The following is a 26,989-nucleotide window of genomic DNA, read 5'->3' as shown; positions in this document are numbered from 1 at the left end:
TAGCTCGCTATCGTTCCTGAAGCTGGCGCATGGCTACGCTGGCGAACATCTGACACATGACGAGCAAAAGAGCGTAGCGCCCATGAGCCAGCGCCTGGCACCTCGCGGCCGTTCTGCGCCGCCAGTCCTTGGGCCGAATCATCGATTACACGAGTCGTGCGCATTAATTGAATCCGAAAATACATAATATTGAATACATTGGTTTTAGCACGGATGCGCTTTTTTTCAAATGGTCCATAGAGACTATGCGCCACCCTAATAGCCGCTTCCATACATCGACGAAGCTAGGTTAGAGGGCATTCTTCTGGTGTTTTCGTTCCGATATACTCAGGATAAACAGGTCTTGACTAGTGACGCGCCATTGCCGCGTGAGGTGCTCGAAGCTTCATTGAATCTCATTTGCTAAAAAGTATGCTTGTATTCACTCATGAAAGTTGTTGGTTTTAATTGTATACATGCAATGCATTGGTGACCGGCTGCCTCCCACTCGGACGGTGTGTAAATACAGTAGCCTGGTCGGGCGACGCGAACATGCACTTGATCAAAAATGTCGAGTCCTGAAATAGGTTTACACCTATTTCAGCCTCAAAACGTCGATGCCCGGCCATAGACGGTGGTTTCTCCCCATTCACGCCTGTTTCCACCTCTAAACAGTCAGCGCGTGTCATTTGATAAAAAAGTTTTTTCGCACGGAACAAATTTGTTTTTATAGGCGCATGTATTGCTGTAAACGCAGCGAGACGTGGCCCCAAAAACCGGTCGTCGCACCGGGTTTTTTGTTACGCACATTTGTGTGAGTATCAGGCTCCTCAATCAGCCGAATGGATGTGCGGAAGAGATGTCTAGATTTGGAGCTTTGCGCGAGAAATACACGCTGCCTTCCAATGTAGAACAGGGGAGAGCTGAGGCTTTACGCTCTGCAGTACAGGGGATCTACGAAAATCTCGTTCTTTTTCTGGAAATTCCGACCTGGTCTTTCACGGACCTCGATGGCCAGCAAATGCCTTACATTTCGGTTGGCCGGCTAGAGGGAGGTGAGTTCAGGCTAGGGACGGTCGAGGACTTGGTTGTCGGTTTAAATGGGATGAATTTTTCAATCAACGTCGTTATTGACGAAGCAGTAGATCAGTTTCCCAAGGCTCACATCCATTTCAGCTTTACGGTTAATGAGCAGAATGGCGAGTTAACGGTAATCAGTCACTCAGCTGCAAGTGGTCCCGCTGTCTTCACTGGCGACGATTTCACCCCTATTTCGCAACATCTTTACGAAGTTATGCGGGGCGAGCTCGCCGTTTTCCAAGGTTCGTCGGTTTCGATTGCGGCTACGGATTGCGCCTGAGTGTAAGCTAGCGTCGGATGCCCGCTAATGCGTGCATATTGAGAGCCCCGCCAGAGAGCGGGGCTTTTTTATGCTTCAAGTTCACCGAAGTCAGGGTGGCCTCAGGTTAAGACGGTTCCAATTCAAGGGCGTCTACGCTAACAGGCAAGGTGTGTGATGCATTTATCCTGCCTTCCAATCTGTTCACGAACGCCAACGCTTGTGCATAGCTGCGAAACTTAACGCACCACTCGTTCATCCATACATTCCAGCCTTCCGGCGTGCTCGCTTTCTCGATTTTTATCAGCATTCTGGAATCCCTCCGTGTGGTGGCTTGGCGCAGTCTCGAATCTGGAACAATCGAAGTGCTGCATGTGTTCTTTCGTCTGCGTGTCTTGGGTGAAGACGCAGGGAGAAACAACACAAATTGTGATGAGGACAATCTCTCCAAAATGCAGGTTTGACTGCATTCGAGGCATCCATCAAAACCAACACGTGACAGGTATGGCTAACCTCATCGAAGCGCATTTCAAACTGATGGGAAGGGGATGGGAAATTAATAATTATCAAAAATAGATTTATGACGGCGCAAGACGCGATCAGACGCTACGCCAGCCCGCCTTGTCATGCTGACCGCCAAACCCTGGCGGAATCAGAAGCACGATCGTTTGACTGGATAATGGCTTGCTGTCGATGTCCGGTGGGTGATTTGGCGAGGGGGGCTTGTCAGAGATACGTCTGATACCGCCCGGTTTTTCCAGGCGGTTTGTTCAGGACAGAACGCTGCACTTTTTGCGTGTTATCTGGATGGACTTATAGTCAGCATGTTTTTCTTTATGCTGGACAGCCAATAGAGGCAAAGTGGTTTTAGGGTCGTTCAACGGTAACGTCTGGAGGAACCCGACATCACACTCCCACCACTGACTGGCGAGCAACTCGTCAATGACCTCGGGCGCGTGTCGATACTTGATGATTTTTGCAGGGACCCCAGCAACTATCGCGTAGGGCGGCACGTCGTGGGCAACCAGGGCGCGGGTTGCGATAATCGCACCTGTGCCTACGGTAACGCCTTCAAGGATCATCGCACTGTGCCCAACCCAAACGTCATGCCCAATTGTTATATCAGCAACATCGGGGTCGAAAGACAGGTGCGTATCGGTGTATTGAAAAGGATGTGAACTGAGCCAGTCTGACGGATGTGAGCTTTTTTGCTGTCCGATAAAACAGCCGCTTCCGATAGAGCAGAACCTGCCGATAGAGGATACCGCCGAAAGCACGCAATCACTTCTGATATAGGTATGAGCGCCGATCTTTAAATTTTTCGCTTCTATAACAACATGCCCTAGAGATACTTCCTCTTCTAGTGTCAGTGTCGACCTCTTGTGCAATGACAATAGGCCGCCTGCCACTTTGCATTTATGCTTGCGAATCCATTTTTTCCAATAATGATTTCGAACGGCATCAATTATTTTTTTCATAAGGATTTAACTTGGATATCCGTTATAGGGCATGGCATGGCCCTATGAGCCAATCGCAAAGTCTAAATGAATCGGCAGAGGAGATGAAATGTTTTGACGCTACTCCAGGCGCTCATGATGACTGTCCCCTAGCGATATCACTTTTTCGGTGATTTGCTGCTGGAAGGGATATGCAGGTAAGACATGACGCTTTCAGTCAGTTCGGTCGCCAGCTTGACGGCTTCTTTGTTGCGCGCCATTACACCCGCCACCAACCCTTCGATTAAAGCGAGCACAGCGATGTTGGAGCTGGTCATTACCGGATGGTCGGCAGGGGCAAACAACACGTGTTCGGCAACGCCCGTGAGAGGTGACGCGGGGGAGTCGGTGATTGCCAGCACCGAGGCCCCGCGCTCATGGGCAAAGCGGGCAAGTTGCAAGGTGTCGAGGGAATAACGCGGCAGGGAAATAGCCAGCAGCACGTCCTGATCGGTAATTGCAGCCAGGCGGTAAGCGGCGTTTTCGTTGCCGCCCTCCATGCTGATGGCGGTGGCGTCCGCACAGAAGGGCATCAGGGTTGAGGCCGCGAGACCGGCGAAGTAGACACTGTTGCCAAAACCCAGGATGTAAATTTTGCGGGCTTTGGTCAGGCGAGTGACGAACGCCTCAAAGGTGTCTGCATGGTTGTTGGCCGCCGCCGCGGCAAGGTTGCTGGTGGCGCTCTGAATTTGTTCATGCAGGCCAAACGCGCCGCCAGGACGATGCGCCAGTTCGTTGCGCAGTTTGTCGACCGGCGACACCATCTGCTGCAACGTCGCGACCAGTTCGGACTTCATGCCGGTATAGCCACCCAGGTTCAGCGCCTTGGCCAAACGGTTGACCGCTGCGGGTGAGGTGGACGTTTCATGGGCCATTTCTTCGATGGTCAGCGTCGCGGCCCTCAGCGGGTGACGCAGGATAAAATCCGCCACCTTGCGCAGTGACGGCGGTAAATCGGAAACGATTTCCGCCAGTTTGCGCATCACCGGCGCGGCATAGACCGTGGTGTTTTTCGAAGGGGTCGGCATATCCGGCTCAACAATTCCAAAGGGTTAGGGAAGGCCTGGCACAAGGTTGGCTGGAGTGTATCCGAAGCCGAACCTCGTTGTGCATCGCCAGGCCAAGGAGTGGTGAGCGAGCCGGTGATTATTTCAGGCTGCCGGCCAGAAACTGCTGGAGACGCTCGGACTGAGGATTGACCAGCACTTCGCGCGGGTTGCCACGCTCTTCGGCCTGGCCCTTGTGCAAGAACACCAGTTGATTGGAGACCTCGCGGGCAAAGCCCATTTCGTGGGTCACGACCACCATGGTGCGTCCTTCGAGTGCCAGATCCTGCATGACTTTAAGCACTTCGCCGACCAGCTCCGGGTCGAGTGCCGACGTCGGTTCATCGAACAGCATTACTTCAGGTTCCATGGCCAGTGCACGGGCAATCGCCACGCGCTGCTGCTCACCCCCCGACATATGCGCGGGCCAGGCGTCCATGCGGTGCGCCACGCCGACTTTGTTCAAGTAGTGCTCGGCTTTTTCCCGGGCCTCTTTCTTGTTCATGCCCAGCACATGTACCGGGGCTTCCATGACGTTTTCTAGGGCGCTCATGTGCGACCAGAGGTTGAAGTGCTGAAACACCATCGATAGTCGCGAACGCATGCGTTGCAGCTGCTTGGGTTCAGCAGCCTTGAGCCCGCCGAGTTTATTGGTCACCAGTTTGAGCTGTTCGCCATTGAGCACGATGTTGCCGGCGTTGGGCTGCTCCAGCAGGTTGATGCAACGCAGGAAGGTGCTTTTGCCGGAACCGCTGGAGCCAATGATGCTGATGACATCACCGGCCTTCGCTTCCAGGGAAACACCCTTGAGCACTTCATGGGCGCCGTAGCTTTTGTGAAGATCCTGAATTTCAAGTTTGTACATGGTTTCAACTCTCTGGAATCAATCGCTGAGCAAACGGCCTTGGCGAATAGGGGACTTGCCGGCCACTTTGGCCAGCCACAAACCGGGCTGGGCAAAGCGCAGGCGTTCGCGGGCATACAGGATGCCGTCGGTGCTGGCGTGCACCACGCTGTGTTGATCGGTCAGCGGATCTAGCACTTCGAACAGCGGATCGCCGACCTTGACGTGGGCGCCCAACGGTTGCAGATAACTCACCACCCCCGGATGCGGCGCATAGGCGTACTGCGCACCGGCGAACGGTGTCGCTTCACAACGACTCGGTGGCGCGGCGGGCCAGACTCCGCTAATCAGGCCTTGGTCGGCGAGATAGCCAAGAATGGCCTGCGCACTGTCGACGCATTGCTCTCGTTCGGTGTCAGCCATGCCGCGCAATTCGATGGTGGTGGCCACGCATGCCAGTGGAATATTGGCGTGCGCAAAGCGCTCGGCCAGGTGCAGCCAGGGAATCGCGCAGGCTTCATCGAAAGCGTTACCTCCCGCCGCCTCGGCCAGCAGGGCCACCTCAGCGTCCAGGCGGGCGGCCAATGAACTCAAGCGCGGCCAGTTTTGCGGCATTGCATACAGCAGCATGATCGACTCGAAGTCGCAGTGCAGGTCCAGCACCACATCGGCATCACAAGCATGCTGCATCAACAGTCGCCGCAAACCATCGAGCTCCGATGTCGCTGCCGGCAGGTGGGTGAGTGCGTCGCGCATGGCGCTACGGATCAGTGCGATGTTGGCGTTGGCATCCTCGCCCAACTGACCTTCCACTTGCTGCGCTACGGACTCGGTCAGTTCCGGGAAGTCGCGATTGAAATTCTTCCCGCTGGAGAACTCAAAGCGCCCCTGATGGGTGGCCTGAAACATCTGGGCAATACCAATCGGATTTGCCATCGGCACCAACTCGATTATCCCGTTCAGGCGACCTTGCTCTTCCAGTTCCTGCAGACGGCGCTTGAGCTCAACAGCGACACGCATCCCCGGTAGCTCGTCGGCATGCAAGGAGGCCTGGATGTAGGCCTTGCGCGGTCCGCTGCCAAAACGAAACAGCGACAACTTTCGCTCTGTGCCCGAGGCACTCCACGGCAAAAGGTATTGAATGTGCTTCATAACGCTCCTTAGTGCTTGCGCGGTGCCAGATAGGCCAGCCAGCGGCGCTCGGCCAGTTTGAACAGACGAACCAGGATGAAGGTCAGGGCCAGGTAGAGGAGGCCGGCCGTGATGAACGCCTCGAACGGCAGATAGAAGCGCGAACTGACGGTTCGCGCGGCGCCAGTGATATCCACCAGCGTGACAATGGACGCCAGGCTGGTGGTTTGCAGCATCATCAATACCTCGTTGCTGTACTGCGGCAGCGCCCGGCGCAAGGCCGATGGCAGGAGGATGCGGCGGTACAAAGTCAGGCGCGACATGCCCATGGCTTTGGCGGCTTCGATCTCGCCGTGGGCCGTGGCCTTCAAACTGCCGGCCAGGAGTTCCGCGCTATAGGCGCTGGTATTGATCGCGAAGGCCAGGCACGCACAAAAGGTCGCGCTGGACAGGTAAGGCCAGAGCGCGCTTTGACGCACCGCTTCGAACTGCGCCAGCCCGTAATAGATCAGGAACAATTGCACCAGCATTGGGGTGCCGCGAATCACGTAGGTGTAGAGCCAGGCCGGGAAGTTGATCAGCGGTGAACGGGAGACGCGCATCAGCGCCAAAGGAACCGCAAGCAGCAGGCCAACGGCCAGGGAAATCAGCAGCACTTTCAGGGTCACCAACACGCCATTGAAATACAGCGGCAGGTTTTCCCAAATCAGGTTGTAGTCGAGAATCATGGGTGTGCTCCCAATCACAGTTCGGCGGCTTTGATGCCGACCGAGTAGTGTTTTTCCAGATAGCGCAGCACCAGCAATGACACGCTGGTCAGCATCAAATAGAGCGCGGCAACCGCGAGGAAAAACGTGAACGGCTCATGAGTGGCGTCCGCTGCGTTTTTGGCTTTGAACATCATGTCCTGCAAACCGATCACCGAGATCAGCGCGGTGGATTTGGTCAGCACCAACCAGTTGTTGGTGAACCCGGGAATGGCGAAACGAATCATCTGCGGCACCAGAATCCGCCAGAACACCTGAGCGCCACTCATGCCATAAGCCGCGCCGGCCTCGCCTTGACCTTTGGGGATCGCCATAAAGGCGCCGCGAAAGGTTTCCGAAAGATAGGCGCCGAAAATGAAGCCCATGGTGCAGACACCGGCGATGAAGGGGTTGATGTCGATGTACTGGGTGTAACCGAGTGCGAGGGCAATGCGGTTCATCAGATCCTGGCCGCCGTAGAAGATCAGCAGGATCAACACCAGGTCAGGAATGCCGCGAATCAGGGTTGTATAGCCTTCGCCCAACACCGCCAGCCATTTAAACGGCGACAAACGAAAGGCCGCGCCGATCAGTCCCAGGGAAATGGCCAGGGTCATGGAAGTCAGGGCCAGATTAATGGTCAGCCAGGCGCCATCGAGAATGCTCGATCCGTAGCCGTGAAGCATGATGAAGTTCCTCAAGCGAGCGCCGGGAGGCGCACGAGACAAGCCAAAAGCGGCGCCCGCAAGGGGCCGGCGCCGGGGTTTCGGGTAGGGCTTATTCGCCGTAGATATCGAAGGCGAAGTACTTGCCCATCACTTGCTGGTACTTGCCATTGGCGCGGATCGCGTCAATCGCCGCACTCAGGCGTGCAACGTTTGCACTGTCGCCCTTACGCACTGCAATCCCGGCGCCTCTGCCGAAGTATTTCGGGTCGTTGATGTCCGGCCCTACCAGTGCGAAATCTTTACCCAATGGTGTTTTGATAAAGCTCTCATCGGTGTTGACGATGTCTGCCAGCGTGGCGTCCAGGCGACCTGCAGCCAGATCGAGGAAGGCTTCATTTTGTGAGGAGTAGCGCACCACCTCGACGCCGACTTTCTCAAGCTGCTCGGTGGCGAAACGGTCATAGGTCGAGGAGCGTTGCACGCCGAGCTTCTTGCCTTTGAGATCGACCAGCGGGTCGTTGATCACGTTGCCGGCCTTCATCGCGAACTTGCCCGGCGTGTGGTAGTACTTTTTGCTGAAGTCGACCGACTTCATGCGGTCTTCAGTGATCGACATCGACGACAGCACCGCATCGATCTTGCGCACTTTGAGCGACGGGATCATGCCGTCGAATTCCTGGATGACCCACTCGCATTTGACCTTCATCTCTTCGCACAGCGCGTTGCCAATGTCGTAGTCGAAACCACTGACGTTGCCCTCTGGCGTCTTGAAGGAGAAGGGTGGGTAGGCGGCTTCGATACCGATACGCAAGCTGCTTTCGTCGGCGTGTGCCAGCAAGCTTGCGGCGCACAGTGCCAGAGCACCTAGAAGTTCTGTCTTGTTCATATTGTTGACTCCTTGGAGGGGGCGTTTGGGTGATACGAACGGCCGACCGATCTGGCGAGGTGGGCCGGTTTGCGAGACTATGATTGGCACACAATATTTCATAAATCAATATAGTGAAAAAAAACATATCAATATGGGCGACAAGTGGCAGTCCGGGGAGAGGGTAATTACAGCGATGTATCACCGACCCCTTGAACGAAAACGGGCGCCGATAAGGCGCCCGTTTTTTCAGGTTCTTCAGGTCGGCTAGCGTAACGTTCGGAACGCCGCACGAAGTTCTTCGGTGAACAGCTGCGGCTGTTCCCAGGCCGCGAAATGACCGCCCTTGGCGGCTTGGTGGAAGTAGATCAAGTTGCGATAGGCGCGCCGGGCCCACGACTCGGGAGGGCAGTAGACGTCCTGTGGAAACACCGTGACGGCCACCGGCAATGAAATGTCAGCAGTCTTCTGGGCCGCCGAAAAAAGCGGGCTGCGTCCCATGTTTTCCCAGTAGAGCCGTCCTGCGGAGGCAGCGCTGTTCGTGAGCCAGTACAGTGTGATGTCGTCCAACACCTCATCTTTCGTCGGTGACTGTTGAGGGTCGGCGCCGTATGTCCACTGGGCGAAACCTGGGTGCACGAGCATAAGCGCCGCCAGGAATACCGGGGAGTCGGATACGCCGTAGCCCATCATTTGTGGCCGCGCGGCCATCATCGCGCTGTAAGCCAGATTGCCCTGTTTGACGAGCGTGGCAAGGGCGTCGAAGGTCGCGCGCTCCTTCTCGGAAAATTCCGCTGGCGCGGGACCTCCGGCGGCGAGCGCCGCGACCGCTTCCGGCGGTACTGTGGCTGGCAAGTTAAGGTGAATGCCAAGCAAGCCGGGCGGAGCCTGGCGCGCCATTGCGCTGGTAATCGGAGCACCCCAGTCGCCACCCTGGGCGACGTAATGGGTGTACTCAAGACGTTGCATCAGTTGCGCCCAAACCTGCGCGATAGCGTCCGGGTCCCAACCGGTGCCATTCGGCTTGCCGGAGAAACCGTAGCCTGGAATCGACGGAATCACGACGTCGAATGCATCGGTGGCATTGCCCCCGTGCGCTGTCGGATCAGTGAGCGGCCCGATGACTTTGAGGAACTCGAGCACAGAACCTGGCCAACCGTGGGTCATGAGCAGCGGCATCGCGTTCGGGTTTGGCGAGCGAACCCAGATGAAGTGGATGTCTACGCCATTGAGGGTGGTTGTGTACTGCGGCAAGGCATTGAGCTGCGCTTCGACCTTGCGCCAGTCGTAGTCTGTGCCCCAATAGCGAACCAGCTCTTGTAGCTTGGCCAGTTGTGCGCCTTGAGAGCGATCGGTCACCGTTTCTTTGTCCGGCCAACGTGTCGCTGCAATTCGATTGCGCAGATCGACAAGCTCCTGTTGCGGAACATCGACGTGGAAGGCGCGGATGGATTTGCTGCTGTCGGCGTCAGCGGCGCTGATGAAGGGCGAAACAGCAAGTACGATAGCCGTCGCAATGGCGGCGAGTACGGATGAATGCTTGATCATCATTTCCTCACTTGAGGGCCATGATGAATGTGTCCGACAACCTTCATCATGAGAGGCGTATCGAGGTAGAACCTGTCACTGAGGCTGCTCTTGATCTTGAGGTCGCGCAACAGTGTTTTTATGGAATGACCCAAACACTTTCTCATGCACTCCCGGGTTCATGCCGGGAAGCATGCCGGGCTCGATGGTCAGGTAATCCGTCTCGGAAATGATGTGCAGGATTTCCAGCCGCGATCGTGAAAGCGATCCGAATCGCGCTACCAGCGGTTCGGCCCCGGCGATGAGCCGCATGTACCGCTCATCGCCGAGTCGTAAAATAATCTTTGACATGATTGGGGCTTTGGCTGAGTATTAATACATCGCATGCGATCAGATCGAAAGCGATAACAATCGACCACAACCTTTGCCGTTGGAGATTCAGCCATGAACACCGGAAGCCGCTACACAATCTCTCACTTCAGCGATCACGCTTCCCATGGTCACAACGGCAACAACTGGATCACTGCCTCCGCTGATTGATAAAAGGCATTTTTTTTACTTATACGTATCGCATGCGATTTTATCGCGCAAATATGAAGTCCCGAGGAAACATCCATGAGCAAAATCGAAAAAGTACTGGCTACCGGCAAAACCCACACCACCCACAGCGGTGTCGGTGGCCATAACGGCAACCTTGATATCGTATTGTCGTCCCCCGGTTCCGCCCAACCGACCCACCTGTTTACCGCCACCCAGCCGCACCCGAAAGCCGAACAACTGTTCGCCGGTGCGTGGTCGGCCTGCTACACCGCGGCAGTAGGACTAGTGGCCCAGGAGCGAAATATCGTGTTGCCAGCGGATCTGTCCGTCGACATCGAAGTCGACCTGGGCCAGACTGGGACGGCCTATTTCCTTCAGGCCCGACTGACCCTGCGCGTGCCTGGGCTGGCACACGATGTTGCGACCGAACTGGCGCACATCGCCGATTCCATCTGCCCTTACTCCAAAGCAACACGCGGCAATATCGACGTTGCCCTGAACGTTATTACGGCGTGAATCCTGGACGTGTCACTAATATCGCGTGCGATACAAGCGCATGCGAACATCGCAAACTATAAACCTGAAGGAAATCATCATGAGCAAGATCGAAAAAGTACTCGCCAGCGGTAAAACCCACACAACCCTGAGCAGTGCAGGCAGCACCTCGCGCGGGCATAACGGCAACGTGGACATCGAACTGTCATCGCCCGGCGGCGGCGCACTGGCACACGCGTTTACGGGCGTTCAGCCGCACCCGAAAGCCGAGCAACTGTTCGCCGGAGCGTGGTCGGCCTGCTACATCGCAGCAGTGGGGCTGGCGGCCCAGCAGATGAAGGTGACATTGCCGGCCGATACGGCCGTCGACATCGAAGTCGATCTGGGTCAGACCGGCGCGGCCTACTTCCTCCAGGCCCGACTGACTCTGCGTGTGCCGGGTCTGGAAGAGGGGGTAGCGACCGAACTGGCGCACAACGCCGATGCAATCTGCCCTTACTCCAAGGCAACACGCGGCAACATTGATGTTGCCATTAACGTCCTTACCGCTTGAAGCACCAAACAGCCGGCTCACCAGGGGCATCCCTGGTGAGCGGGCCAGATAACAACGGCAGAAGGGTTGGCACTTCCGATACCATCGCATGCGATGTATAGTCGAGCCATACAACCCCAAACGTCTTTGGCCACAGAGAATGATCATGAAACCCGCTAAGAAGACTTCCGCCCTCGATCTCAAGCTTTCTGACTTCCTCTGTTTTGCGGTCTATTCCTCCAACCTCGCCTTTGGCAAGGCTTACAAGCCTATGCTCGAACGGCTCGGCCTGACTTACACGCAATACATCACTCTTGTTGCGCTGTGGGAGGAAGACAACCAGACCGTTGGCAGCCTTGGCGAAAAGCTGTTCCTGGAATCCAATACCCTCACGCCAATCCTGAAGAAGTTGGAGGCGATGGGTTATTTGCTGCGCCAGCGCGACCCGGAAGATGAGCGGCAAGTGCGGATCAGACTCACAAAAGAGGGGCGACAACTGCGTGAAGGCCTGACCGAAGATGGCTTTCCGCAAACCGGACTTGATCCCGAAGACTTCGTACAAATGCAGAAGGCTATTGTGAAACTGCGGAACAATCTCATCCGCACGACGAAAGACAGGGAGTAAGTGGCAGGGAGTGCATTGAGCGACCAGCAGGGTCGCTCAAATTCAAGTTGGCGTTAAAAAAGAACGTAGGCAGATGCCGTTGTTTGATTCAGGTCGATATCGCCGACCTCCAGTACTTCATATTCCGCGCGGATGCCGATGTTGCGGAATACATCAAATTCAATGCCCGCACCGTAAGTCAGATCCACGCCAGTGTCATCATCGCTGGCATTGCCGTCAGCATCCCAGGCGTGAGCACCGACGCTACCGAAAACTCGCAGCCGGTCTCCCAGCGGAAAACCGATATGGGCGGCGGCCTGAACAGATTTGCCATCGAAATCAAGATCCTTGTCCTCGAATTGGCCGAGATCAACGAAGGCGCCCTCGAAGGCCAGATATCCGTTGAGACGATAGCCTGCAAAAACCTTATAGCTGTTGTCTTCATCGCTCAGGTGAGATTTGTCGGTTTCAATGTTGGTTACGCCAGCTCCAAGATACAAACCTTTGTCGTCCGCGAGTGCCTGAAAAGACAGCAACGAAAGCAGAGTAGCGCAGGCAAGGTTGCGAAATAGCATGTGAGGTGGAGTCCTTCTACAGGTTGTCGATTGTGAGGTGTTCGCCAAGAATTTGGGTGACTGCGCAGATTGATAGAAGTCATTGATTTATATTTCTGGGTTACTTCAATCAGTCTGAGGATTGAGGCTCGCAGGGCATTGAAAGAAACGTCTTGCCAACGCATGTGCGGGGAGTTCTTTAGAAAATAACCAACCTTGAGCCAACAACATGCCTTCTGAAGCGAGGTGCGGTAGTTGTTGTTGAGTTTCGACACCCTCGGCGACGACCTCGAGCTTTAGCGCTTTGGCAATGTGGGTGATGTGTCGCCACAAGGCGTCCTTGGCGGCGATTTTGTCCTTCGTGATGAATGAGCGATCTATCTTCAGCATGTCGACAGGCACTGACTCGATGAACGAGAGGCTGGAATAGCCCGTGCCAAAGTCATCAATGGCAATCCGATGCCCGCACGCCCGAAGTCGGTGCAATTGAATGGATGCACTTTCATGGTCTAACAAGGCTCTTTCCGTGACTTCAAAGACGATGGCAGACGCCGGTAGGTTGTACGTAGCCATGATGCTGGCCACAAAGTCTGGAAAGGTTTGATCGAGAATGTCTTGAGCGGAAAGATTCACCGCAATGTAGAAATCCTTGCATGCCCAAAAATAGGTGCTGTAATCCTCCGCGACCTGGCGCATGACCGAGCGCGTAAGCTCGCAAATCAAATCGGACTTCTCTGCCGCCGCGATGAATACAACCTCCGGAATAGCGGCTCCTTTGAGGCTCCAGCGAGACAGCGCCTCGGCGCCGACCAGATGTCCTGTCCTCAAATTAACAATAGGCTGGTAGTGAACGTTCAGTTTGTTCGCTCTTGTGGCCTTGCGTAACTGAACGACGGTGGAGGTGTAATAGCTGTGAATCCGCCATGCGATGTAGACCAACGCTTCCAGCATGAACGCCAGAACAACGAACAACTTCCATCTGAGCGCTGTCAGGTCACTCAGCGCAACTGAGAGGACTGAGATCAGTTCGTTACGGTTGTTGGGAAAGGCGACATAGGCTTTGTCTGTCGTGGTGACAAGTTCTTCAAGGGGAAACGGCTCTTGCAACTTCAGGGGCTGGCGGTTCATAGAGGTAATGGACGCCATACCGCCTGGACCGCGCAGGTCCAATTGCACCTCTTCCGGAAGGTTCATATTGTCCAGAAGTATTTCCTTGTTGACCCAAACGTATGCTGATTGCTGCGAAATAATGATGAAGTCTGTATCCGCTGAGGTGGCCTGGTCGGAACTGATCTCATAGGTTCGCCCTTTAACCAGGATCCGGTTGCTTTCGTTTCCCGCTGACACCGATGTGATTTTTTGCCCGTAGGATGAGCAGATCCTGCCATTCTCAAGTTGGACTGCCGCTTGATAAATAAATCGAAAGTTCTTCACCGTGTCCGCTATTTGTGAGTACTGCTCACTGGAGCATTCCTGGCTTGAACGATCAAAACGGCCGAGGGCTTCCAGTGCTTTATCGATTTGCGTGTTGGGTTCGACTTGAGCGGCACTGAAATCGTCGTGAACGTTATTCAAGCGCTGCTCAAAAGTATTCTCTGCAAGCTGCCCGGAACAAAACCATGCGATTGAACCCGCTGCAGCCATTGCGCATAAAGCTAAGGTGTATTTTCTAAACGAGGCTTTATACGCTGCGATCATAAAAACTCCGGAAAACATTATTTGACTTGGCGAGACCTGGCTTGGGAAGTAACAGCGGGGGAGATTAACCGTCAATCAACCAGGCTAACGCGACACCACACAAGTAGGCAGCAAGACAAAAGATGATTTTCTGTTTGAGCGGCAGTGAGTTTAATCGATAGCGCATACTTATCCCCTTGAGTTAGAAATAAGAAATAGTGGCAATTAAGAGGGATGAATGAAAATTATTGATCGTTATTTTTGATGTTTCTGCTGCTCAAAGGTGCGTCAGCTGCAGGGCATGAAAAGTCCTGCAGCGATCCGCATGAGTCAGATTTTTCTCGATCAAGAGTTGTGCAGCCGTGGCTTTAAATATTCAGCGGCTGGAGGATGCCAGTTTTGCAGAGTTGCGCCTGGCCGTTACTGAAGGGGTTTCACCGTAAGCGTCATGATACGCCTTGGAAAAACGGCTTAAATGGTGGAAGTTCCAATACATTGCGGTTTCGGTAACCGTTGGCCAGGTTTTACGGATCAAGTCTCGGCGGACATTGGCGAGTCTTAAATTTCTTACGTAGGCGATCGGCGAAATACCGAATGTTTCGACGAAGCCATGATGCAAAGTGCGAGTTGTCGTTTCAAGCTGTTTTACCAGCGCCTTCATGCTAAGCGCCTTTTTCGTGTTTTTGTGAATGTATTCTATTGCTTTTATTGCGACCGTTCTTCTCGTCGGAACTTTAAGCGCCAAGGTACCAACAGGTGTCAGCGCCTGAAGTAGCGAAATCAATAGCGCACTTTCAATGGCTGAAATTTCTGAGCAGCCACGTTGTTTTAAAGGCGGGTCATTGACGTTCACGCAGTAGGCGTTGATGGCCTGAATGGCAGATTGCATTAATTTGAAATTGGCAGCCTGAAAGCGGTGTTCCTTTCGATAGGCAAGAACGTCGATAGTTGAGTGATTTTCGAGGCACTGCTCGTAATGTTCCAACGTCGTGGTCAGGGTAAAAAGAGTTTCATTCGGTTCGCAGGTGTAATGCACGGGTTCACCGCTATACAGCACGATGATTTCGTTAGGGCGCAATTCATGATTGTTTACAGTTGGCCGACCTACAGAAGCCTGTGAAATGGCAAAGGTTACAAAGCCATCAGGAACAGAGCTAATGAGCGTGATCGCTGAATCAAATTCCAGTCTGCTGCATTGGAGTCTCGGGCTATGAATGAGCTTATGCTGCCGAATGCTTGCTTGATGCTCTGATGGGGTGAGGCTCATCTCCCAGCGACCAATCGTTCTATTGGAGTTGTCCGCAGGAGTAGAGGTTATATGAAAGACTTCATCAGGGATGCTCATGGAATTTAACGCTCTTCAACTAAATGGATTGTGCCAGGCAATGGCTGTCAGGGGCGGCGGTGTCAGTAGCTAAAGAAACCCGATCGAGAGAGTTTGACGAGTGATCCATTTGACCGCTCCTTGACAGCGACGCCCGGAAAACCAGACGCTGAGATTTAACAATCTTGTTACTCCCAAATCCTCTCATTCGGGGTATGGGCTATGAGGCAACGACACTTGAATCGATTTCGATGTCGTTATCATTTGTTTTAGGCATCGATGTCAATGACTCGGGTATGAGCTCCAGTGCAGCTGAAAATACGTACGCATCGCTTATGGGTAAATCCAGCAGGCTTTGAAGTTTGCCCGGCGCTATTTTCGAACCAAAGATGGCCGTTTTTTCACTTGTTGGGCCGAGGGCAGCTGCATCAAAGGCAAAAAAATCATCAGCACGATAGTCTGTGCAAATCTTGTAACGAGATTTTTCATCATTCAGCATTTTTTGATTGCTTTCGATGCGTGTCTGGTCGGCGCTGCAAGGTTCCTCGTCATAGGCCATGGCCTTGAGAGAAAGCAGTACACCGAACGATGCGGTTGCGAAGTTTTTTAGCTGCATTGACGTGCTTTCCTTATTAATGATTTTTCAGGCAGAGCAGAGTGTCAGCCGCATCACCGCCACGGCTTGGCCTGTGGATAGTCGTGCTCCCAGGCGACTTATCAAAGTCAAAAACTCATATTTGGGATGCTCAAGTAGCCGCTCTATTCGCAGATGACGGCCCGAGCACTTATCAAAGCGGGGTGAGCTAAAACGCTTGTCGCTCATTGGTAAAGTTTTGTGTGGGAGGAGGGAGTGGATTATCAGCTTCTCCCTCGTCGCCATGGAATTCATTCTCGGCGTGGATTTTCAAGTGCGACAGTTTCAGCTTCTCGTTCGGACTGACTTCTATTTCATAGAATTCAATTTCCGTGCTGCCGGTAGAGTACTCATCGTGAGCCAGCGAATGCAGGGGTATTGCAGCCAGAGACAGAGCTGCCAGGATCTTGGTTATCATCGAATTGACGGCTCGCAAAAAGTGTATGTTTTCCCCTGGTATCTCAGGGAAAGGTGTTTTAAACGAAACATAACTTGACCGAATGTCATGAGGCTTATTTGGAGAAGTGCAGAGCCGGCTATCTGCTGAGTGGCAGAAGGCACGGCGCTTGGAATTTTAGAGGGGCGACTTTGACGGGGGAGGGCGTTTGATTCAAATTAGTAATTATTATTTTTTGTTTGAATCAACTTCATTGGACTCAGGTGTATCAATGTCTGTGTCAGGTCAAATTAACGTGAAGGCCTTTCTGGAGATGGATTAGTGGTTCATGCAACGCAAGCGACCAAGTTCATGCACATAGAAACAGACGGCGTTTTTTTCGGTGGTAGGGATAAGCTCGTAATTTAAAACGGCCCCTTCCTGTAAAACATATTGGCGTCTGAAAAAAAGATCCGGCGTCTTCTCAATGGCGAACAGTTCGTTGTCCTGGCTAAGTTTGACGCTGCTGATTCTTATCTGAACGTGATGATTGCTTTCCCGGATGACATCCGCGGAGATAGTTGCATTACGAATTTTTCCGTTCAGGCTTTCCAGAGTGGTTTGTGTCAGCCGACCGTGGCCAATGGTTAGGTATTCTTCAGTGTTGAGTTGGTTGGAATCTTCAAGCCATTGACGGGTAATGGTTTGATAACTGATATTTTCCATGTAGTAGGACGGCGAATAGTTCAACGAAAAAATACAGGCGGCGTTGATGATGCCAAGCACTATCCAGTGTGAAATTGCAGGTATTTTTGGCTTCATAGGGTTGCCTCCAAACATTGCTGGATAATCAATGCGAGGTCTTTTTGGTTGCTGTTCAATTGTAAGTTTGCAGTGCTTAGGTCCGGGCGAACACATGAAACTGAATAGTTTGATTTAAACAAATTCAACCAGACCTGCCCTTTCAAATCAGGTGAAAACTGTTGTACCTGCTTAGCTGACAGATCCCTCAGTGTTTCAGCTTCCGCGACACTGTGGCCAACGGCATGGATGACTAATTCGTTCTGTTTAACGCTGGAGATTTCTATTTTGGGTGTGTCGAATCCAGAGTGGAAACCGGTGAAGGCGCATACCCCCAAGGTCAATACATAGCCGACTGACTGGATTTTTGTAATGTAAGTTGATTTTTTAGTTTCCGCTGGGCGCACCAGAATTTCATCGGTTTTTGTTGGCGCAGGCTCTTCAATGGCAGGCGCAACAGGTTGCCCGGCTTCTTCTGCGGGCGTCGGCAAGTCTGCCTGTGCATCGACGACATAGTGACGGTTGAAGCAATATCCTCTTCGAGGAACCGTCATCAAAATCTCATGGTCCCGACTGTCGTTGAGAATGTTTCTAAGGGAGAAAACAGCCTGATTCAAACTGCCCGATGCAACGACGCGGTCATTCCAGGTGTAGTCGATGATCTCTTCACGGCTTTTGGTCTGACCGGGTTCCTTGAGCAGCAGGTCCAGTAGACGGGATTCAGCTCTACCTATCGTGGAGTTTTGTACATCTCCATAGGGTGTCGTGATGGAAAGCAAGGCGGTGTCTGGGTCGAAAAGAGCCATGGCACCATTTTTCAACTTGAAGGCGTAGTGCATGGGGGTCCTCCGTTCAGGTGGTTCTGGCTGAGTATAGAGACGGTTTTGATAGGCTGGATTTGACGCGTTACAGTCTTGCCGGAGAGATGAAAGGCTATGAGCGGGCAAGCGCAGAAGGTGCAGAGTGAGCCACTAGACAGTGCTGGAAAAGCCCATCAAAAATATCACTGGAATCAAGCAAGGGTAATCCACGGGGTTTCAATCGGGGGCAATGATGATGCTGGGTACGCGTCATTCGCGCTATCCGAAAAGTGCGAGGCCGGGGGCGGGACGGCCTACAATTTTAACCTAATGTTACACTTCGGCTGAACTGATTCCCATTTGCGCGACAGGCTTTGATTGTCACTTTACGCGCTTGATTGCGCTTGTAAATTATCAATGACAACGGATTGGCGCGCCTCAAATGGCTAACAATCATTTTTGATACTTATTAACTTTGCATCAGGTTCACGGCAGTTTTAAATGGTTTTTGAGGAGCGTGGACGCAAACTGCTTTCGTGGTTTGTTTGTCGTGGCGCAAACGATCCTCACCTCTCGTTTCATATCCCTTTGCCCCACGTCCCTTCATTGCGGACGTGGGGTTTTTTTATGTCTTGTTGCGCCGCGTATAGAGCCCCATGAGGGTGACGGAGCCTGAACCAGCGCCCCCAGGCCCGGGAGGTTGAAGACACGCCTCCAGGCCATTGGAGGCGGATAGTTGAGTGAGTGCAGGTGAGGGCAGGGCAGGTGTAGGGAAGGGAGAAAACGATTTCAGAGGGAGGGGGAAACGTGGGGGGCGCTCATGACCGGGTAATTACATCGACTCATCTGTGACGCTGTAGCGTTAACCTGCCACTTTGCGTGTGCACCCAGGACACCAAGGTGTCTTTCAGGACTACAGGCATTCCAGTGCGGCGCGCTCGAAGCTGGAGGGCATGAAGGTTGAGACGAGCAGTTGACGCTCGTACAGATAAACCTTGCCACCCTTTTGTGTCTTGTAAGTCTCAAGCACTTTGTCTACGGCTACTTTACTCGACACCACGACCCTGGAACTGCGCTCGCTGTGGGACACGGCAGGATCGAGTTCATGGTTCTCCAGCTTCGGGACGACGCAATCGACATATTGTTCGGGCGACTTGTCTGTTAGCAACGTTGAGGTCGGGTCATTCGGAGCGTTAGTACAACCGCCCAATAGCAGGGCGCTAAAGGTCATTACTGGGATAAATAAAAGACGCATCGACAGGGTCCTCAAGTTCAAGGCAAAACGTTGTAGCCACGCTGTTGCAGGCAACTGCTGTACACGGAGTTGTTGGCGGCGATGCTTTGGTCGGTGGTTCCAGCGTTTTGTCTGCGTTCCTGACGTTGTCTTGATCCCCCGATCACCACGCCGGCAGCTGCGGCGCTTCCGGCACGGTTCTGGCGATAGTCTTGCTTGGTATCGTCGTCGATCTGGTCGTAGACATTGTCATGTTGGTTGCCCCGAACCTGCGCTGCGGTGGCTCCGGCGACAGCGGCGGTGGCAGCGCCTTTTACCCGGCCACCGGATGGCACTGTGTTTTGTATCGGGAATTGAGCATTGGCCTGTGATTGGCAGGCGCTGGTGTCTTGCTGGATTGTCTGGGACGTCTGGCTTTTGAGTGGCACCACCGTCACCGCCGATGCAGCAGAACTGGCGAGCAGTACAAAGGCCGATAAGGTTGAGGTCAGTATTTTCATCAAGTCGGACTCTCGTTAGTCGTCGTTACATGGCCTGACGGTTTGATCAGGCCAGACGCAAAAAACCCCATGCATGTCTGCTCGCAATGCAATTCATGACAATGAATGGCCGCGATTCAGCGTGTGCGATGGGGTATCCCACGGTTGTTACTGCTTGGAAAGCAGTGCCTGCATGTCGCTCGTCATGTCTTTGAGCGCGGCTTTGAAGTCCTTGGAGGCAATGGGTTGGCTCTCATTATCCAAGGTCTCGCCGAACACTTTGCGTACCACCTTGGCGACCGGCAAACCGGTTTTGGCATCGATCAGGTCGGCTTCGATAAACAGCTCGGCAGTCTGGTCGCGATGCCCGGTGGCGGCTTGTGTTGCCCCGACGATTGCCGAGATCGGTACAGCCTCATACCAATGCATGCCCTCGTTCTTGGCGCCGACTTCGGTGATCGCCGCCTGCAAGATCAAAGTTCGTGAACCGGCCGGTGCTTGTCGTGCATCCGAAACAATCGTGTACGAGGGCGCGAAGGCGTTCCGGACGCTGTTGCTGGCCATAGTCTGTACGTCTTGCAGGGTTTGCAGATTGATGCGATCGGTCGGTTTCGGTGCCGGGTACAGCTCTACCTTCTTGAACACGACAGTGGAATAGGCGTGAGGATCAAACCCAGGCTTTATCCAGCGCAGCACTTTCTTTTCGCTCGGTGTCGTTTGCTCTTCCAGACCCTGATAATTGGCCAGGAAGCCCGAAAATTGTTCTTGCTCTGCGACCTTCGAGACACAGCCGACCTGAAACACGCAACTCAGGGCAATACCCGCAATCCATTTGTTCGACATGGTCATGTATTTTTTTCTCATGTGATGAAAGTTTTCATTCAGGTTCCAACCTGGCCCCCCGATACCGACCTGAGCGAAACAAAACTGATGCTTGCACGTCGGTCAATGCGGGGCGGATGCTGCCTGCGGCCGCTGGATAATCCGAATCAATAACCCTTAAAAACTATTAAGTTTCACCGAGAAAGCGTGACCGACCTCATGCCATGGGGCTGCGCGAGCCGTGAAGCCCCGCGCCATCAAAATGTCGCTGCCGGTAATGAATGTGCCTTCGGAGCCCATGAGCCGCGTGTCTTCGCCACGTGGGCCGCTCAATTTCTCCCGCGCCTGATGGGTGAAAAGGGTGCCCGGACTGATGGTGTTCACCCATTACTGCTCGCGTCGATTATCAAGTGCGTTTTTTTGATGTAAAAAGTATGACTGTTTAGTTGAGAGTGGCTCTAGATGAGAGTCGCTCTCTCTTGCGGGTGTTGTGAGTGAAGTAGCAACTAATGGATCCAATGAGACAATATTTTAAGTTCATGTAAACAAGCAGCCCAGTTGTCATACGGGCTGACGGGAAAGTTGATCCAATAATGTCGATGTCTGCGTTTCCGTTTTCCACACCGTTTGTCGGGCTTTTGCCTAAAAAATGAACATTGCCGCGTCTTTGGCCTCTGATTCTTCAGCACGTCAGCCATGACCTGCCCGTGTAGCCGCAAAAAAGAAGTGGAAATTGAACCTCATATGCATTGAATGCAGATGGGGATTTTTTTATCCGAAAATCAGGAGGCAGCACACAAACCGATCGTTGATTTGCCAGGCGAATCAATGAGGTTAACATTGCCAAGTTTATGATTTGGCTTGTCTTGTATCAGTAAGGTTGTGCAGGGTTATTAATAAATGATAACCCGCGGATAGTTGATCTTTACTGCTGAATAAGTTGGAGAGAATACCGTGGCGATAAATACAATCATGAGCCTGCTCGAAAATAAAGAATTTATGGAGCTGTTGCGTCTAGGTGTTGTTTACGTCCATTTGGTGGCCTGTTGTGTCGCTATTGGTTTGGTGTTGACCAGTGATATTGCGATGGTGAAAGACCTGTTAAAACGAAAGGTATTCAGCGAGCATGATAATGCTCACATGGAAAGTCTTCAGAAGTCTGTCGTCGTCGCATTGATATTTTTGTGGGTAACCGGTGCCGCTATCGTCGGTATTGACTACCTGGAAAAAGGTGCCAATTACTTCATGAATCCAAAGCTGCAGGCCAAAGTGATTATCGTCACATTGCTGACTTACAACGGCGTCTTGTTGCATCGCCTGGTGCTGCCAGCGCTGCAAAAGGCCGGTTCCTTGCTCCATCTCGGATTCAGCGCACGCATGATGGCGCTGTTCTGCGGCTCGCTGTCAGCCGTGTCCTGGATGTATGCCGCCATGTTGGGCGTCGGTCGCCCATTGGCCTGGAAATATTCGCTTTCCGAACTGTTGATGGCCTATCCGGTACTGATTGCACTCGGCTTCCTGGCAATGCTGGTGTTGACTCAGCGAGCAAGACAACAGGACTACGCCGTTGCGCCTCTGCGGACAGTAGCAAACGCATGCTAAGTCGGTTCTGCGCGTAAGTCTTGCGCACGAGCCCCCGTCCGAAAGCCACTGAACCTCCGGGTGCAAGTCTGAATCAGGCCTGCACCCGGAGGTTCTGTCGTTTGAGCCCCGAAAACCTGAACGCCGGACCCACCTCAGCGGTCGGGCAAAACGTTCAGCAGTCCCCCCTCAATGGCACGCCGTTGCGTCATCACCGATTCTCGGGTTTCTTGATTGGTGTCAACCGCGTGTATTCGCCTGCTCTGTATTCTGCTCATAAGCCGATATCCAAGGGACCGGACGGCTTCCCGAATCCGTCCGGCACCTCTGGGGCCCAGTACAAGGCTAACGCTCATGAATGAAGGAATGCTGACCCATCTCGACTCGCAGGGGCACGCGAGGATGGTTGATGTCACCGATAAAAGCGTGACCTGCCGAGAGGCGGTGGCCGAAGCCTGGGTACGGATGCAAACCGAAACACGGCAGTTGATTGTCCGGGGTGGTCACCCTAAAGGCGATGTCTTCGCGGTCGCACGCATTGCCGGTATTCAAGCGTCCAAGCGCACGAGCGAGTTGATCCCGCTGTGCCATCCACTGTTCTTGAGTAGCGTCACCGTCGAACTGAGTGTTCAAGGCGAACATCGTGTGCGCATTGTTTCGCGGTGCAAAGTGGCCGGGCAAACAGGGGTCGAGATGGAAGCATTGACGGCGGTCAGTGTGGCGGCCCTGACACTGTATGACATGTGCAAAGCGGTGGACCGGGGCATGACGATCGAATCTGTGCGCTTGCTGGAGAAGCAGGGCGGAAAGAGCGGTCGGTATCAGGCGCCGGACCAATGAAACTGACTATTTTGTATTTTTCGCGTTATCGCGAAACGCTGGGCGTCGATGGCGAAACCATTGAAGGTGCATTCGCGTCGTTTAACCAGCTGCGTGAACATTTGGCTCATCGTGGCGGAGTCTGGCAAGTACTGGCCGAACACAATCTCATGTGCGCTCGCAACCAGGACATGTGTGGGCTTGACGAGCCGTTGAGCGACGGTGATGAAGTGGCTTTTTTCCCCACCGTGACAGGGGGGTGAGGCGGTGATTCGAGTTCAGACCGCGGGCTTCGACCCCGGTGCCGAAATCAACGCGCTGCAGGCGTCGAGTATGAGTGTGGGCGCCGTGGTGAGCTTTGTCGGCTATGTGCGGGACTTAAATGCCGGGAACGAAGTCGATGGAATGTTTCTTGAGCATTACCCCGGCATGACCGAAAAAGCGCTTGGCAAGATTGCCGATGAAGCCCGGCAGCGTTGGTCGCTGCTTGGACTGGTGCTCATTCATCGGGTGGGCGAACTGCTACCGGGCGAGCCGATCGTCTTTGTCGGTGTCAGCAGTGCTCATCGGCAGGCGGCCTTCGATGCCTGTGCGTTCGTGATGGATTACTTGAAAACCCGCGCACCGTTCTGGAAAAAAGAACAGGTGGCCGATCGTTCGCAGTGGGTCGAGGCCCGTGACAGTGATCGCGAGGCGGCACAACGATGGGATCGCGGCATTCCTGACTGAATCATATCCAGCTGAAAAGAGAGCGAGAATCCTATGCTCTACCTGCCATTTTTAATCTTGCATCTATTCGCTGCGCTGATCTTTATCGGCACGGTGTTCTTCGAAGTCCTGTTTTTAGAAAGTATCCGCAAACACTTGCCCGCCAGGGTCATGCTGCTGGTCGAGCAGGGTATTGGCCGCCGGGCCCGGACCCTGATGCCCTGGGTTCTGCTGGTGTTGTTCGGTGCGGGACTGGGCATGGTGTGGCTGCGCTATCTGCCGGTCCTGGCCGCACCCTTGGCCTCTGCATTCGGCACATTGCTGATGCTGAAAATAGTGCTCGCCGTCAGTGTATTGCTGCATTTTCTGGTGGCCATGTTCTTGTTTCACAGCGACCGCATGAAGGCTCGATACGTGCAATTGATCCATGGCAGCCTGTTCTGCCATATGGTCGCCATTGTCTTGCTGGCCAAGGCAATGTTTTACGTGGCGTGGTGACCGGTGTTGTCCGGCGGGCGGTTTGAACGCTTCGATCGGGCTTGATGCAAATCAAGGTGCGTCGATCGTCAAACTCCGACACTAGCGGTTCGCAGCCAGCCACGGAGAACCGGCATGCTCGACTTATTTCACACCCCCGGCGAGTTGAATGTTCGCAGCGACCAAGGCGTTCTCGACCCCGGTTACCCCACCGACACGCAAAAATTTCATGACGGCATCGGTTCACTGGATTTGCTGCGAGCCTTGCGCGGCAGTCGTCAGAAGCAGCGCCCCCTGGCCTTGAGTGTCTGGCTGCCTTGCACCCTCAGGCCATCGTCCTGTGTGCACGATGCTACCTGTGAACGCGGTATCGAGCAGTACCTCAAGCGTCTGGAGCATGAGATTGACCTGGTGGGTTGCCATTTGGGGGCTGGGCAGCGGGTCGAGCGGTTTCACCTGGGGGGCGGAACACCTGCGACGTCCCATGTCGTGCGCTTGATGAGCCATCTAAGTGGTCGGTTCAATTTTCTCAGGCAAGAGAGTGGCGACTACAGCGTCGACGTTGATCTGCACCATACTGATTGGGCGACCATGGGGGTGTTGCGCGACCAGGGGTTCAGCCATGTCAGCATCGGTGTTCCGGATATCGGTGCCGACAGTGAGCTGTCGGTGGACTGTTACCAGAACCCGGCCCCCATCCATTCATTGATCGACGCTGCGCGCACCTTCGGCTTTCGCTCCATCAATGTTGACCTGGGTTTTGGTCATGCCTGGCAAACGCCAGACAGTTTCGCGCTGAAACTGGCGACGATCATCGAGCTGGAGCCGGACCGGCTCATGGTGTTCGACTACGCCCGGCCACCTCGGCGCTATCGGTCCGGGCGGGGGGATACGACCAGGACCCCGTGCAGCCAGGACGACAAGAGCGCGATGCGGCAGATCTGCTTCGAGCGATTGCTTGGCGCGGGGTATCACTACATTGGCATGGGGCAATTTGTCCGGCCCGATGATGACCTGGCGATTGCCCAGGAGCGAGGCCGGTTACGTCGTACCTGCGAGGGGTTTACCCGTCACGGTTATTGCGACCACGTCGGGTTTGGTCTGGGGGCCATCAGTCAGATCGACGAGGTGTATACGCAAAACACTGATTCAATTGAACAGTATCAGCAACAACTCGACAGTGAGCAATTGCCGACCTGCCGAGGCTGGCGTTTCGAGGCGGGGGACCAGATCAGGCACACGGTCATGGAGCGACTGTCGTGTGATCAGGAACTGGATATTCGTGCCATCGAGAAGCGCTACGGATTGAGTTTCCCCCAGTACTTCTCCTCGGTCTGGCCGTTGCTGGAGCAATTGAATCGTGATGGGTTGATTGAATTGTCAGACCGTTTCATCAGCATTCTTCCCGCCGGCCGGCCGGAAGTGGATGCCATCTGCAGTCTGTTTGAAAAGGATTCGGGCAGTGCAAGGCATTAACCCTTTGCGAGTTGATTGATCATGAAGCCTTCATTCGATTTCAATCGAGCCCTGGTCGAAAAGTATGACCGTCCGGGGCCGCGCTACACCTCTTATCCGACGGCGCCGCAGTTTCATCAGGCATTTGCCGTCGACGACTACCAGCGCGCAGTCCACGACAGCAACCAGGCGGCGTCGCCCAAACCGCTGTCGGCGTACATCCATATTCCGTTCTGCAAAAGCCTTTGCTACTACTGCGCCTGCAACAAAATCATCACCCAGAAAACCCATCGTGCGGTCGAATACCTGACCTACCTCAAGCGCGAAATTGCCATGCAGGCGGCCTTGTTCGACGGCACGCGCAAGCTCACGCAGCTGCACCTGGGCGGGGGCACGCCGACGTACCTGACCAGCGAGCAACTGGCCGACCTGATGGACTGCCTGCATCAGGCATTCGATATGGACGACAGCGATAATCACGAGTTTTCCATCGAGGTCGATCCACGCACCATCAGCACGGAGCAGATCCAGTCATTGCGTCAACTGGGCTTCAATCGCCTGAGTTTCGGCGTGCAGGATTTCGATCCCGATGTGCAGGCAGCGGTCAATCGCCAGCAAAGTGAGGCGCAGATCTATGCGCTGGTCGCGGCGGCGCGTGAGGCGCAATTCAAGTCGATCAGCGTTGATCTGATTTACGGCTTGCCCCTGCAAACGGTGCAGAGTTTCGACACCACCCTGGGCAAGATCATCGCCCTGCGCCCTGACCGGATTGCGGCCTACAGCTACGCCCATTTGCCTGAACTGGTGCGGGCGCAACGGTTGATTCGTCCGGCGGACATGCCGCCACCGGAGCGCAAGCTGGAGTTACTCGAACTGACCATCCGCCGTCTGACCGAGGCCGGTTATGTTTACATCGGCATGGATCACTTCGCCCTGCCGGAGGATGAACTGGCGCTGGCCCGCACCCATGGCACCCTGCAACGTAATTTCCAGGGCTACTCAACCCATGCCGACTGCGACTTGATCGGCCTCGGCGTGTCTTCGATCGGCAAGGTCGGCGACAGCTACAGCCAGAGCGTCAAAGAGCTTTCGCAGTACTACGCCCGTATCGATCAAGGCTTGTTGCCGGTGCATCGGGGTTACCGCTTGAGCGCCGATGACCTGTTGCGCCGCGAAGTGATCAGCGACCTGATGTGCCATGGCCGGATCGATTTCGGCAAGTTCGAAGCGCGCCATGGTATTTGCTTCACCGAGTATTTTGCCGAGGCGCTGGCGCAACTGGACGAGCTTGTAAGTGATGGACTCTTGCAGATTCACAGCGACGAATTGGTGCTGTTGCCGCAAGGGCATTTGATGATGCGCAGTGCCGCGATGGCATTTGACGCTTACCTGGGAGGCGAACAAAAAGGTCAGTTTTCCCGCACCGTTTGAAGCAG

The 26,989-nt window shown here is 54.1% G+C and carries 31 protein-coding genes; 11 read left to right on the top strand and 20 right to left on the bottom strand.

All coding sequences use genetic code 11. The annotated features are described in order from the left end of the window. Window positions 1-742 precede the first annotated feature (742 nt). Window positions 743-1,339 (top strand): hypothetical protein, encoded by a 597-nt coding sequence (locus BMS17_RS03860; protein ID WP_139348060.1) that lies wholly within the window; start codon window positions 743-745, stop codon window positions 1,337-1,339. 749 nt (window positions 1,340-2,088) lie between these two features. Here the strand turns inward: BMS17_RS03860 and BMS17_RS03850 are convergent. The 9 genes from BMS17_RS03850 to BMS17_RS03810 all read right to left on the bottom strand — a co-directional run bounded on the left by BMS17_RS03850 (window position 2,089) and on the right by BMS17_RS03810 (window position 9,992). Continuing rightward, complete coding sequence (locus BMS17_RS03850) at window positions 2,089-2,796, bottom strand: CatB-related O-acetyltransferase (RefSeq protein WP_077430453.1); 708 nt, start codon at window positions 2,794-2,796, stop codon at window positions 2,089-2,091. A 137-nt stretch (window positions 2,797-2,933) separates the two neighbouring features. Then, the gene (locus tag BMS17_RS03845) at window positions 2,934-3,842 is read right to left on the bottom strand and encodes a MurR/RpiR family transcriptional regulator (RefSeq protein ID WP_077430452.1); all 909 of its coding nucleotides are present in this window, start codon (window positions 3,840-3,842) and stop codon (window positions 2,934-2,936) included. Window positions 3,843-3,960: 118 nt separating this feature from the next. After that, window positions 3,961-4,725, bottom strand: coding sequence for an ABC transporter ATP-binding protein (locus tag BMS17_RS03840; RefSeq protein WP_046028165.1), 765 nt, complete (start codon window positions 4,723-4,725; stop codon window positions 3,961-3,963). An 18-nt stretch (window positions 4,726-4,743) separates the two neighbouring features. Beyond that, window positions 4,744-5,856 carry a succinylglutamate desuccinylase/aspartoacylase family protein gene (locus tag BMS17_RS03835; protein ID WP_077430451.1) on the bottom strand — a complete coding sequence of 371 codons (1,113 nt, stop codon included), beginning with the start codon at window positions 5,854-5,856 and terminating at the stop codon, window positions 4,744-4,746. 8 nt (window positions 5,857-5,864) lie between these two features. Then, a complete protein-coding gene (locus tag BMS17_RS03830; RefSeq protein ID WP_046028162.1) occupies window positions 5,865-6,563 on the bottom strand; it encodes an ABC transporter permease in 699 nt (232 codons plus the stop codon). A gap of 14 nt (window positions 6,564-6,577) precedes the next feature. Beyond that, the gene (locus tag BMS17_RS03825) at window positions 6,578-7,267 is read right to left on the bottom strand and encodes an ABC transporter permease (RefSeq protein ID WP_046028160.1); all 690 of its coding nucleotides are present in this window, start codon (window positions 7,265-7,267) and stop codon (window positions 6,578-6,580) included. Between the two features lie 91 nt (window positions 7,268-7,358). Next, window positions 7,359-8,135, bottom strand: a complete 777-nt coding sequence (locus tag BMS17_RS03820; RefSeq protein ID WP_077430450.1) for an ABC transporter substrate-binding protein — start codon at window positions 8,133-8,135, stop codon at window positions 7,359-7,361. 246 nt (window positions 8,136-8,381) lie between these two features. Beyond that, entirely contained in the window at window positions 8,382-9,665 is a 1,284-nt protein-coding gene (locus BMS17_RS03815) for an epoxide hydrolase family protein (protein ID WP_046028157.1), read from the bottom strand. Between the two features lie 72 nt (window positions 9,666-9,737). Then, the gene (locus BMS17_RS03810) at window positions 9,738-9,992 is read right to left on the bottom strand and encodes a hypothetical protein (RefSeq protein WP_139348059.1); all 255 of its coding nucleotides are present in this window, start codon (window positions 9,990-9,992) and stop codon (window positions 9,738-9,740) included. 264 nt (window positions 9,993-10,256) lie between these two features. On the opposite strand from BMS17_RS03810, the gene BMS17_RS03805 reads away from it, so the two are divergent. The 3 genes from BMS17_RS03805 to BMS17_RS03795 all read left to right on the top strand — a co-directional run bounded on the left by BMS17_RS03805 (window position 10,257) and on the right by BMS17_RS03795 (window position 11,833). Beyond that, window positions 10,257-10,697 carry an Ohr family peroxiredoxin gene (locus tag BMS17_RS03805; protein WP_046028155.1) on the top strand — a complete coding sequence of 147 codons (441 nt, stop codon included), beginning with the start codon at window positions 10,257-10,259 and terminating at the stop codon, window positions 10,695-10,697. A gap of 79 nt (window positions 10,698-10,776) precedes the next feature. Beyond that, window positions 10,777-11,229: an Ohr family peroxiredoxin gene (locus tag BMS17_RS03800; RefSeq protein WP_077430448.1), complete on the top strand. Its 453-nt coding sequence runs from the start codon at window positions 10,777-10,779 to the stop codon at window positions 11,227-11,229. 145 nt (window positions 11,230-11,374) lie between these two features. Further along, entirely contained in the window at window positions 11,375-11,833 is a 459-nt protein-coding gene (locus tag BMS17_RS03795; protein WP_046028153.1) for a MarR family winged helix-turn-helix transcriptional regulator, read from the top strand. Between the two features lie 53 nt (window positions 11,834-11,886). Here the strand turns inward: BMS17_RS03795 and BMS17_RS03790 are convergent, their stop codons facing one another. From BMS17_RS03790 to BMS17_RS03735, 11 genes are all read right to left on the bottom strand, one after another. After that, window positions 11,887-12,387: an outer membrane beta-barrel protein gene (locus BMS17_RS03790; protein ID WP_046028143.1), complete on the bottom strand. Its 501-nt coding sequence runs from the start codon at window positions 12,385-12,387 to the stop codon at window positions 11,887-11,889. Between the two features lie 105 nt (window positions 12,388-12,492). After that, a complete protein-coding gene (locus BMS17_RS03785; RefSeq protein ID WP_077430447.1) occupies window positions 12,493-14,064 on the bottom strand; it encodes an EAL domain-containing protein in 1,572 nt (523 codons plus the stop codon). 355 nt (window positions 14,065-14,419) lie between these two features. Then, window positions 14,420-15,388: a helix-turn-helix domain-containing protein gene (locus tag BMS17_RS03780; protein WP_046028140.1), complete on the bottom strand. Its 969-nt coding sequence runs from the start codon at window positions 15,386-15,388 to the stop codon at window positions 14,420-14,422. 199 nt (window positions 15,389-15,587) lie between these two features. Next, entirely contained in the window at window positions 15,588-15,983 is a 396-nt protein-coding gene (locus BMS17_RS03775; RefSeq protein ID WP_077430446.1) for a hypothetical protein, read from the bottom strand. 187 nt (window positions 15,984-16,170) lie between these two features. After that, on the bottom strand, window positions 16,171-16,419 hold the full coding sequence (locus tag BMS17_RS03770; RefSeq protein WP_077430445.1) for a hypothetical protein: 249 nt from the start codon (window positions 16,417-16,419) through the stop codon (window positions 16,171-16,173). A 297-nt stretch (window positions 16,420-16,716) separates the two neighbouring features. Then, complete coding sequence (locus BMS17_RS03765) at window positions 16,717-17,199, bottom strand: hypothetical protein (protein WP_077430444.1); 483 nt, start codon at window positions 17,197-17,199, stop codon at window positions 16,717-16,719. Continuing rightward, window positions 17,196-18,017: a winged helix-turn-helix domain-containing protein gene (locus BMS17_RS03760; RefSeq protein WP_077430443.1), complete on the bottom strand. Its 822-nt coding sequence runs from the start codon at window positions 18,015-18,017 to the stop codon at window positions 17,196-17,198. Before BMS17_RS03760 ends, BMS17_RS03765 begins: the two co-directional genes overlap by 4 nt. A gap of 874 nt (window positions 18,018-18,891) precedes the next feature. Further along, entirely contained in the window at window positions 18,892-19,233 is a 342-nt protein-coding gene (locus tag BMS17_RS03750) for a hypothetical protein (RefSeq protein ID WP_046028133.1), read from the bottom strand. A 17-nt stretch (window positions 19,234-19,250) separates the two neighbouring features. Continuing rightward, window positions 19,251-19,712 (bottom strand): hypothetical protein, encoded by a 462-nt coding sequence (locus BMS17_RS03745; protein WP_077430442.1) that lies wholly within the window; start codon window positions 19,710-19,712, stop codon window positions 19,251-19,253. Between the two features lie 147 nt (window positions 19,713-19,859). Next, on the bottom strand, window positions 19,860-20,540 hold the full coding sequence (locus tag BMS17_RS03740; RefSeq protein WP_077430441.1) for a DUF3313 domain-containing protein: 681 nt from the start codon (window positions 20,538-20,540) through the stop codon (window positions 19,860-19,862). A 150-nt stretch (window positions 20,541-20,690) separates the two neighbouring features. After that, window positions 20,691-20,897, bottom strand: a complete 207-nt coding sequence (locus tag BMS17_RS03735) for a hypothetical protein (protein ID WP_046028130.1) — start codon at window positions 20,895-20,897, stop codon at window positions 20,691-20,693. 570 nt (window positions 20,898-21,467) lie between these two features. Between BMS17_RS03735 and BMS17_RS03730 the strand changes: the two genes are divergently transcribed. From BMS17_RS03730 to hemN, 7 genes are all read left to right on the top strand, one after another. Beyond that, the gene (locus BMS17_RS03730; protein WP_077430440.1) at window positions 21,468-22,115 is read left to right on the top strand and encodes a hypothetical protein; all 648 of its coding nucleotides are present in this window, start codon (window positions 21,468-21,470) and stop codon (window positions 22,113-22,115) included. Window positions 22,116-22,460: 345 nt separating this feature from the next. Then, the gene (moaC, locus tag BMS17_RS03725; protein ID WP_046028127.1) at window positions 22,461-22,934 is read left to right on the top strand and encodes a cyclic pyranopterin monophosphate synthase MoaC; all 474 of its coding nucleotides are present in this window, start codon (window positions 22,461-22,463) and stop codon (window positions 22,932-22,934) included. Further along, entirely contained in the window at window positions 22,931-23,176 is a 246-nt protein-coding gene (locus tag BMS17_RS03720; protein ID WP_046028126.1) for a MoaD/ThiS family protein, read from the top strand. Before moaC ends, BMS17_RS03720 begins: the two co-directional genes overlap by 4 nt. Before the next feature lie 4 nt (window positions 23,177-23,180). Further along, a complete protein-coding gene (moaE, locus tag BMS17_RS03715) occupies window positions 23,181-23,642 on the top strand; it encodes a molybdopterin synthase catalytic subunit MoaE (protein WP_077430439.1) in 462 nt (153 codons plus the stop codon). A 33-nt stretch (window positions 23,643-23,675) separates the two neighbouring features. Then, window positions 23,676-24,119 carry a CopD family copper resistance protein gene (locus BMS17_RS03710; protein ID WP_077430438.1) on the top strand — a complete coding sequence of 148 codons (444 nt, stop codon included), beginning with the start codon at window positions 23,676-23,678 and terminating at the stop codon, window positions 24,117-24,119. A gap of 114 nt (window positions 24,120-24,233) precedes the next feature. Next, complete coding sequence (locus BMS17_RS03705; RefSeq protein ID WP_046028122.1) at window positions 24,234-25,574, top strand: coproporphyrinogen III oxidase; 1,341 nt, start codon at window positions 24,234-24,236, stop codon at window positions 25,572-25,574. A gap of 21 nt (window positions 25,575-25,595) precedes the next feature. Continuing rightward, window positions 25,596-26,984 carry an oxygen-independent coproporphyrinogen III oxidase gene (hemN, locus tag BMS17_RS03700; protein WP_077430437.1) on the top strand — a complete coding sequence of 463 codons (1,389 nt, stop codon included), beginning with the start codon at window positions 25,596-25,598 and terminating at the stop codon, window positions 26,982-26,984. The last annotated feature ends 5 nt before the right edge of the window (window positions 26,985-26,989 follow it).

Origin of the sequence: Pseudomonas sp. C9 (genome assembly GCF_002000165.1) — a bacterium.
In the GTDB taxonomy this organism is placed as follows: Bacteria; Pseudomonadota; Gammaproteobacteria; order Pseudomonadales; family Pseudomonadaceae; genus Aquipseudomonas.
This window is presented reverse-complemented; position numbering and strand designations above follow the sequence as displayed.

What these genes read in the sequence shown, in the direction of transcription:
- BMS17_RS03785 (WP_077430447.1), bottom strand. Translation starts at nt 14,064, where the DNA reads ATGATCGCAGCGTATAAAGCCTCGTTTAGAAAATACACCTTAGCTTTA.
- BMS17_RS03750 (WP_046028133.1), bottom strand. Translation starts at nt 19,233, where the DNA reads ATGCGTCTTTTATTTATCCCAGTAATGACCTTTAGCGCCCTGCTATTG.
- BMS17_RS03830 (WP_046028162.1), bottom strand. Translation starts at nt 6,563, where the DNA reads ATGATTCTCGACTACAACCTGATTTGGGAAAACCTGCCGCTGTATTTC.
- BMS17_RS03775 (WP_077430446.1), bottom strand. Translation starts at nt 15,983, where the DNA reads ATGCAGCTAAAAAACTTCGCAACCGCATCGTTCGGTGTACTGCTTTCT.
- BMS17_RS03840 (WP_046028165.1), bottom strand. Translation starts at nt 4,725, where the DNA reads ATGTACAAACTTGAAATTCAGGATCTTCACAAAAGCTACGGCGCCCAT.
- BMS17_RS03800 (WP_077430448.1), top strand. Translation starts at nt 10,777, where the DNA reads ATGAGCAAGATCGAAAAAGTACTCGCCAGCGGTAAAACCCACACAACC.
- BMS17_RS03810 (WP_139348059.1), bottom strand. Translation starts at nt 9,992, where the DNA reads ATGTCAAAGATTATTTTACGACTCGGCGATGAGCGGTACATGCGGCTC.
- BMS17_RS03835 (WP_077430451.1), bottom strand. Translation starts at nt 5,856, where the DNA reads ATGAAGCACATTCAATACCTTTTGCCGTGGAGTGCCTCGGGCACAGAG.
- BMS17_RS03795 (WP_046028153.1), top strand. Translation starts at nt 11,375, where the DNA reads ATGAAACCCGCTAAGAAGACTTCCGCCCTCGATCTCAAGCTTTCTGAC.
- BMS17_RS03850 (WP_077430453.1), bottom strand. Translation starts at nt 2,796, where the DNA reads ATGAAAAAAATAATTGATGCCGTTCGAAATCATTATTGGAAAAAATGG.
- BMS17_RS03745 (WP_077430442.1), bottom strand. Translation starts at nt 19,712, where the DNA reads ATGAAAATACTGACCTCAACCTTATCGGCCTTTGTACTGCTCGCCAGT.
- BMS17_RS03760 (WP_077430443.1), bottom strand. Translation starts at nt 18,017, where the DNA reads ATGCACTACGCCTTCAAGTTGAAAAATGGTGCCATGGCTCTTTTCGAC.
- BMS17_RS03720 (WP_046028126.1), top strand. Translation starts at nt 22,931, where the DNA reads ATGAAACTGACTATTTTGTATTTTTCGCGTTATCGCGAAACGCTGGGC.
- BMS17_RS03805 (WP_046028155.1), top strand. Translation starts at nt 10,257, where the DNA reads ATGAGCAAAATCGAAAAAGTACTGGCTACCGGCAAAACCCACACCACC.
- BMS17_RS03765 (WP_077430444.1), bottom strand. Translation starts at nt 17,199, where the DNA reads ATGAAGCCAAAAATACCTGCAATTTCACACTGGATAGTGCTTGGCATC.
- moaC (WP_046028127.1), top strand. Translation starts at nt 22,461, where the DNA reads ATGCTGACCCATCTCGACTCGCAGGGGCACGCGAGGATGGTTGATGTC.
- BMS17_RS03845 (WP_077430452.1), bottom strand. Translation starts at nt 3,842, where the DNA reads ATGCCGACCCCTTCGAAAAACACCACGGTCTATGCCGCGCCGGTGATG.
- BMS17_RS03815 (WP_046028157.1), bottom strand. Translation starts at nt 9,665, where the DNA reads ATGATGATCAAGCATTCATCCGTACTCGCCGCCATTGCGACGGCTATC.
- BMS17_RS03820 (WP_077430450.1), bottom strand. Translation starts at nt 8,135, where the DNA reads ATGAACAAGACAGAACTTCTAGGTGCTCTGGCACTGTGCGCCGCAAGC.
- BMS17_RS03770 (WP_077430445.1), bottom strand. Translation starts at nt 16,419, where the DNA reads ATGATAACCAAGATCCTGGCAGCTCTGTCTCTGGCTGCAATACCCCTG.
- BMS17_RS03705 (WP_046028122.1), top strand. Translation starts at nt 24,234, where the DNA reads ATGCTCGACTTATTTCACACCCCCGGCGAGTTGAATGTTCGCAGCGAC.
- hemN (WP_077430437.1), top strand. Translation starts at nt 25,596, where the DNA reads ATGAAGCCTTCATTCGATTTCAATCGAGCCCTGGTCGAAAAGTATGAC.
- BMS17_RS03780 (WP_046028140.1), bottom strand. Translation starts at nt 15,388, where the DNA reads ATGAGCATCCCTGATGAAGTCTTTCATATAACCTCTACTCCTGCGGAC.
- BMS17_RS03740 (WP_077430441.1), bottom strand. Translation starts at nt 20,540, where the DNA reads ATGACCATGTCGAACAAATGGATTGCGGGTATTGCCCTGAGTTGCGTG.
- BMS17_RS03710 (WP_077430438.1), top strand. Translation starts at nt 23,676, where the DNA reads ATGCTCTACCTGCCATTTTTAATCTTGCATCTATTCGCTGCGCTGATC.
- BMS17_RS03790 (WP_046028143.1), bottom strand. Translation starts at nt 12,387, where the DNA reads ATGCTATTTCGCAACCTTGCCTGCGCTACTCTGCTTTCGTTGCTGTCT.
- BMS17_RS03825 (WP_046028160.1), bottom strand. Translation starts at nt 7,267, where the DNA reads ATGCTTCACGGCTACGGATCGAGCATTCTCGATGGCGCCTGGCTGACC.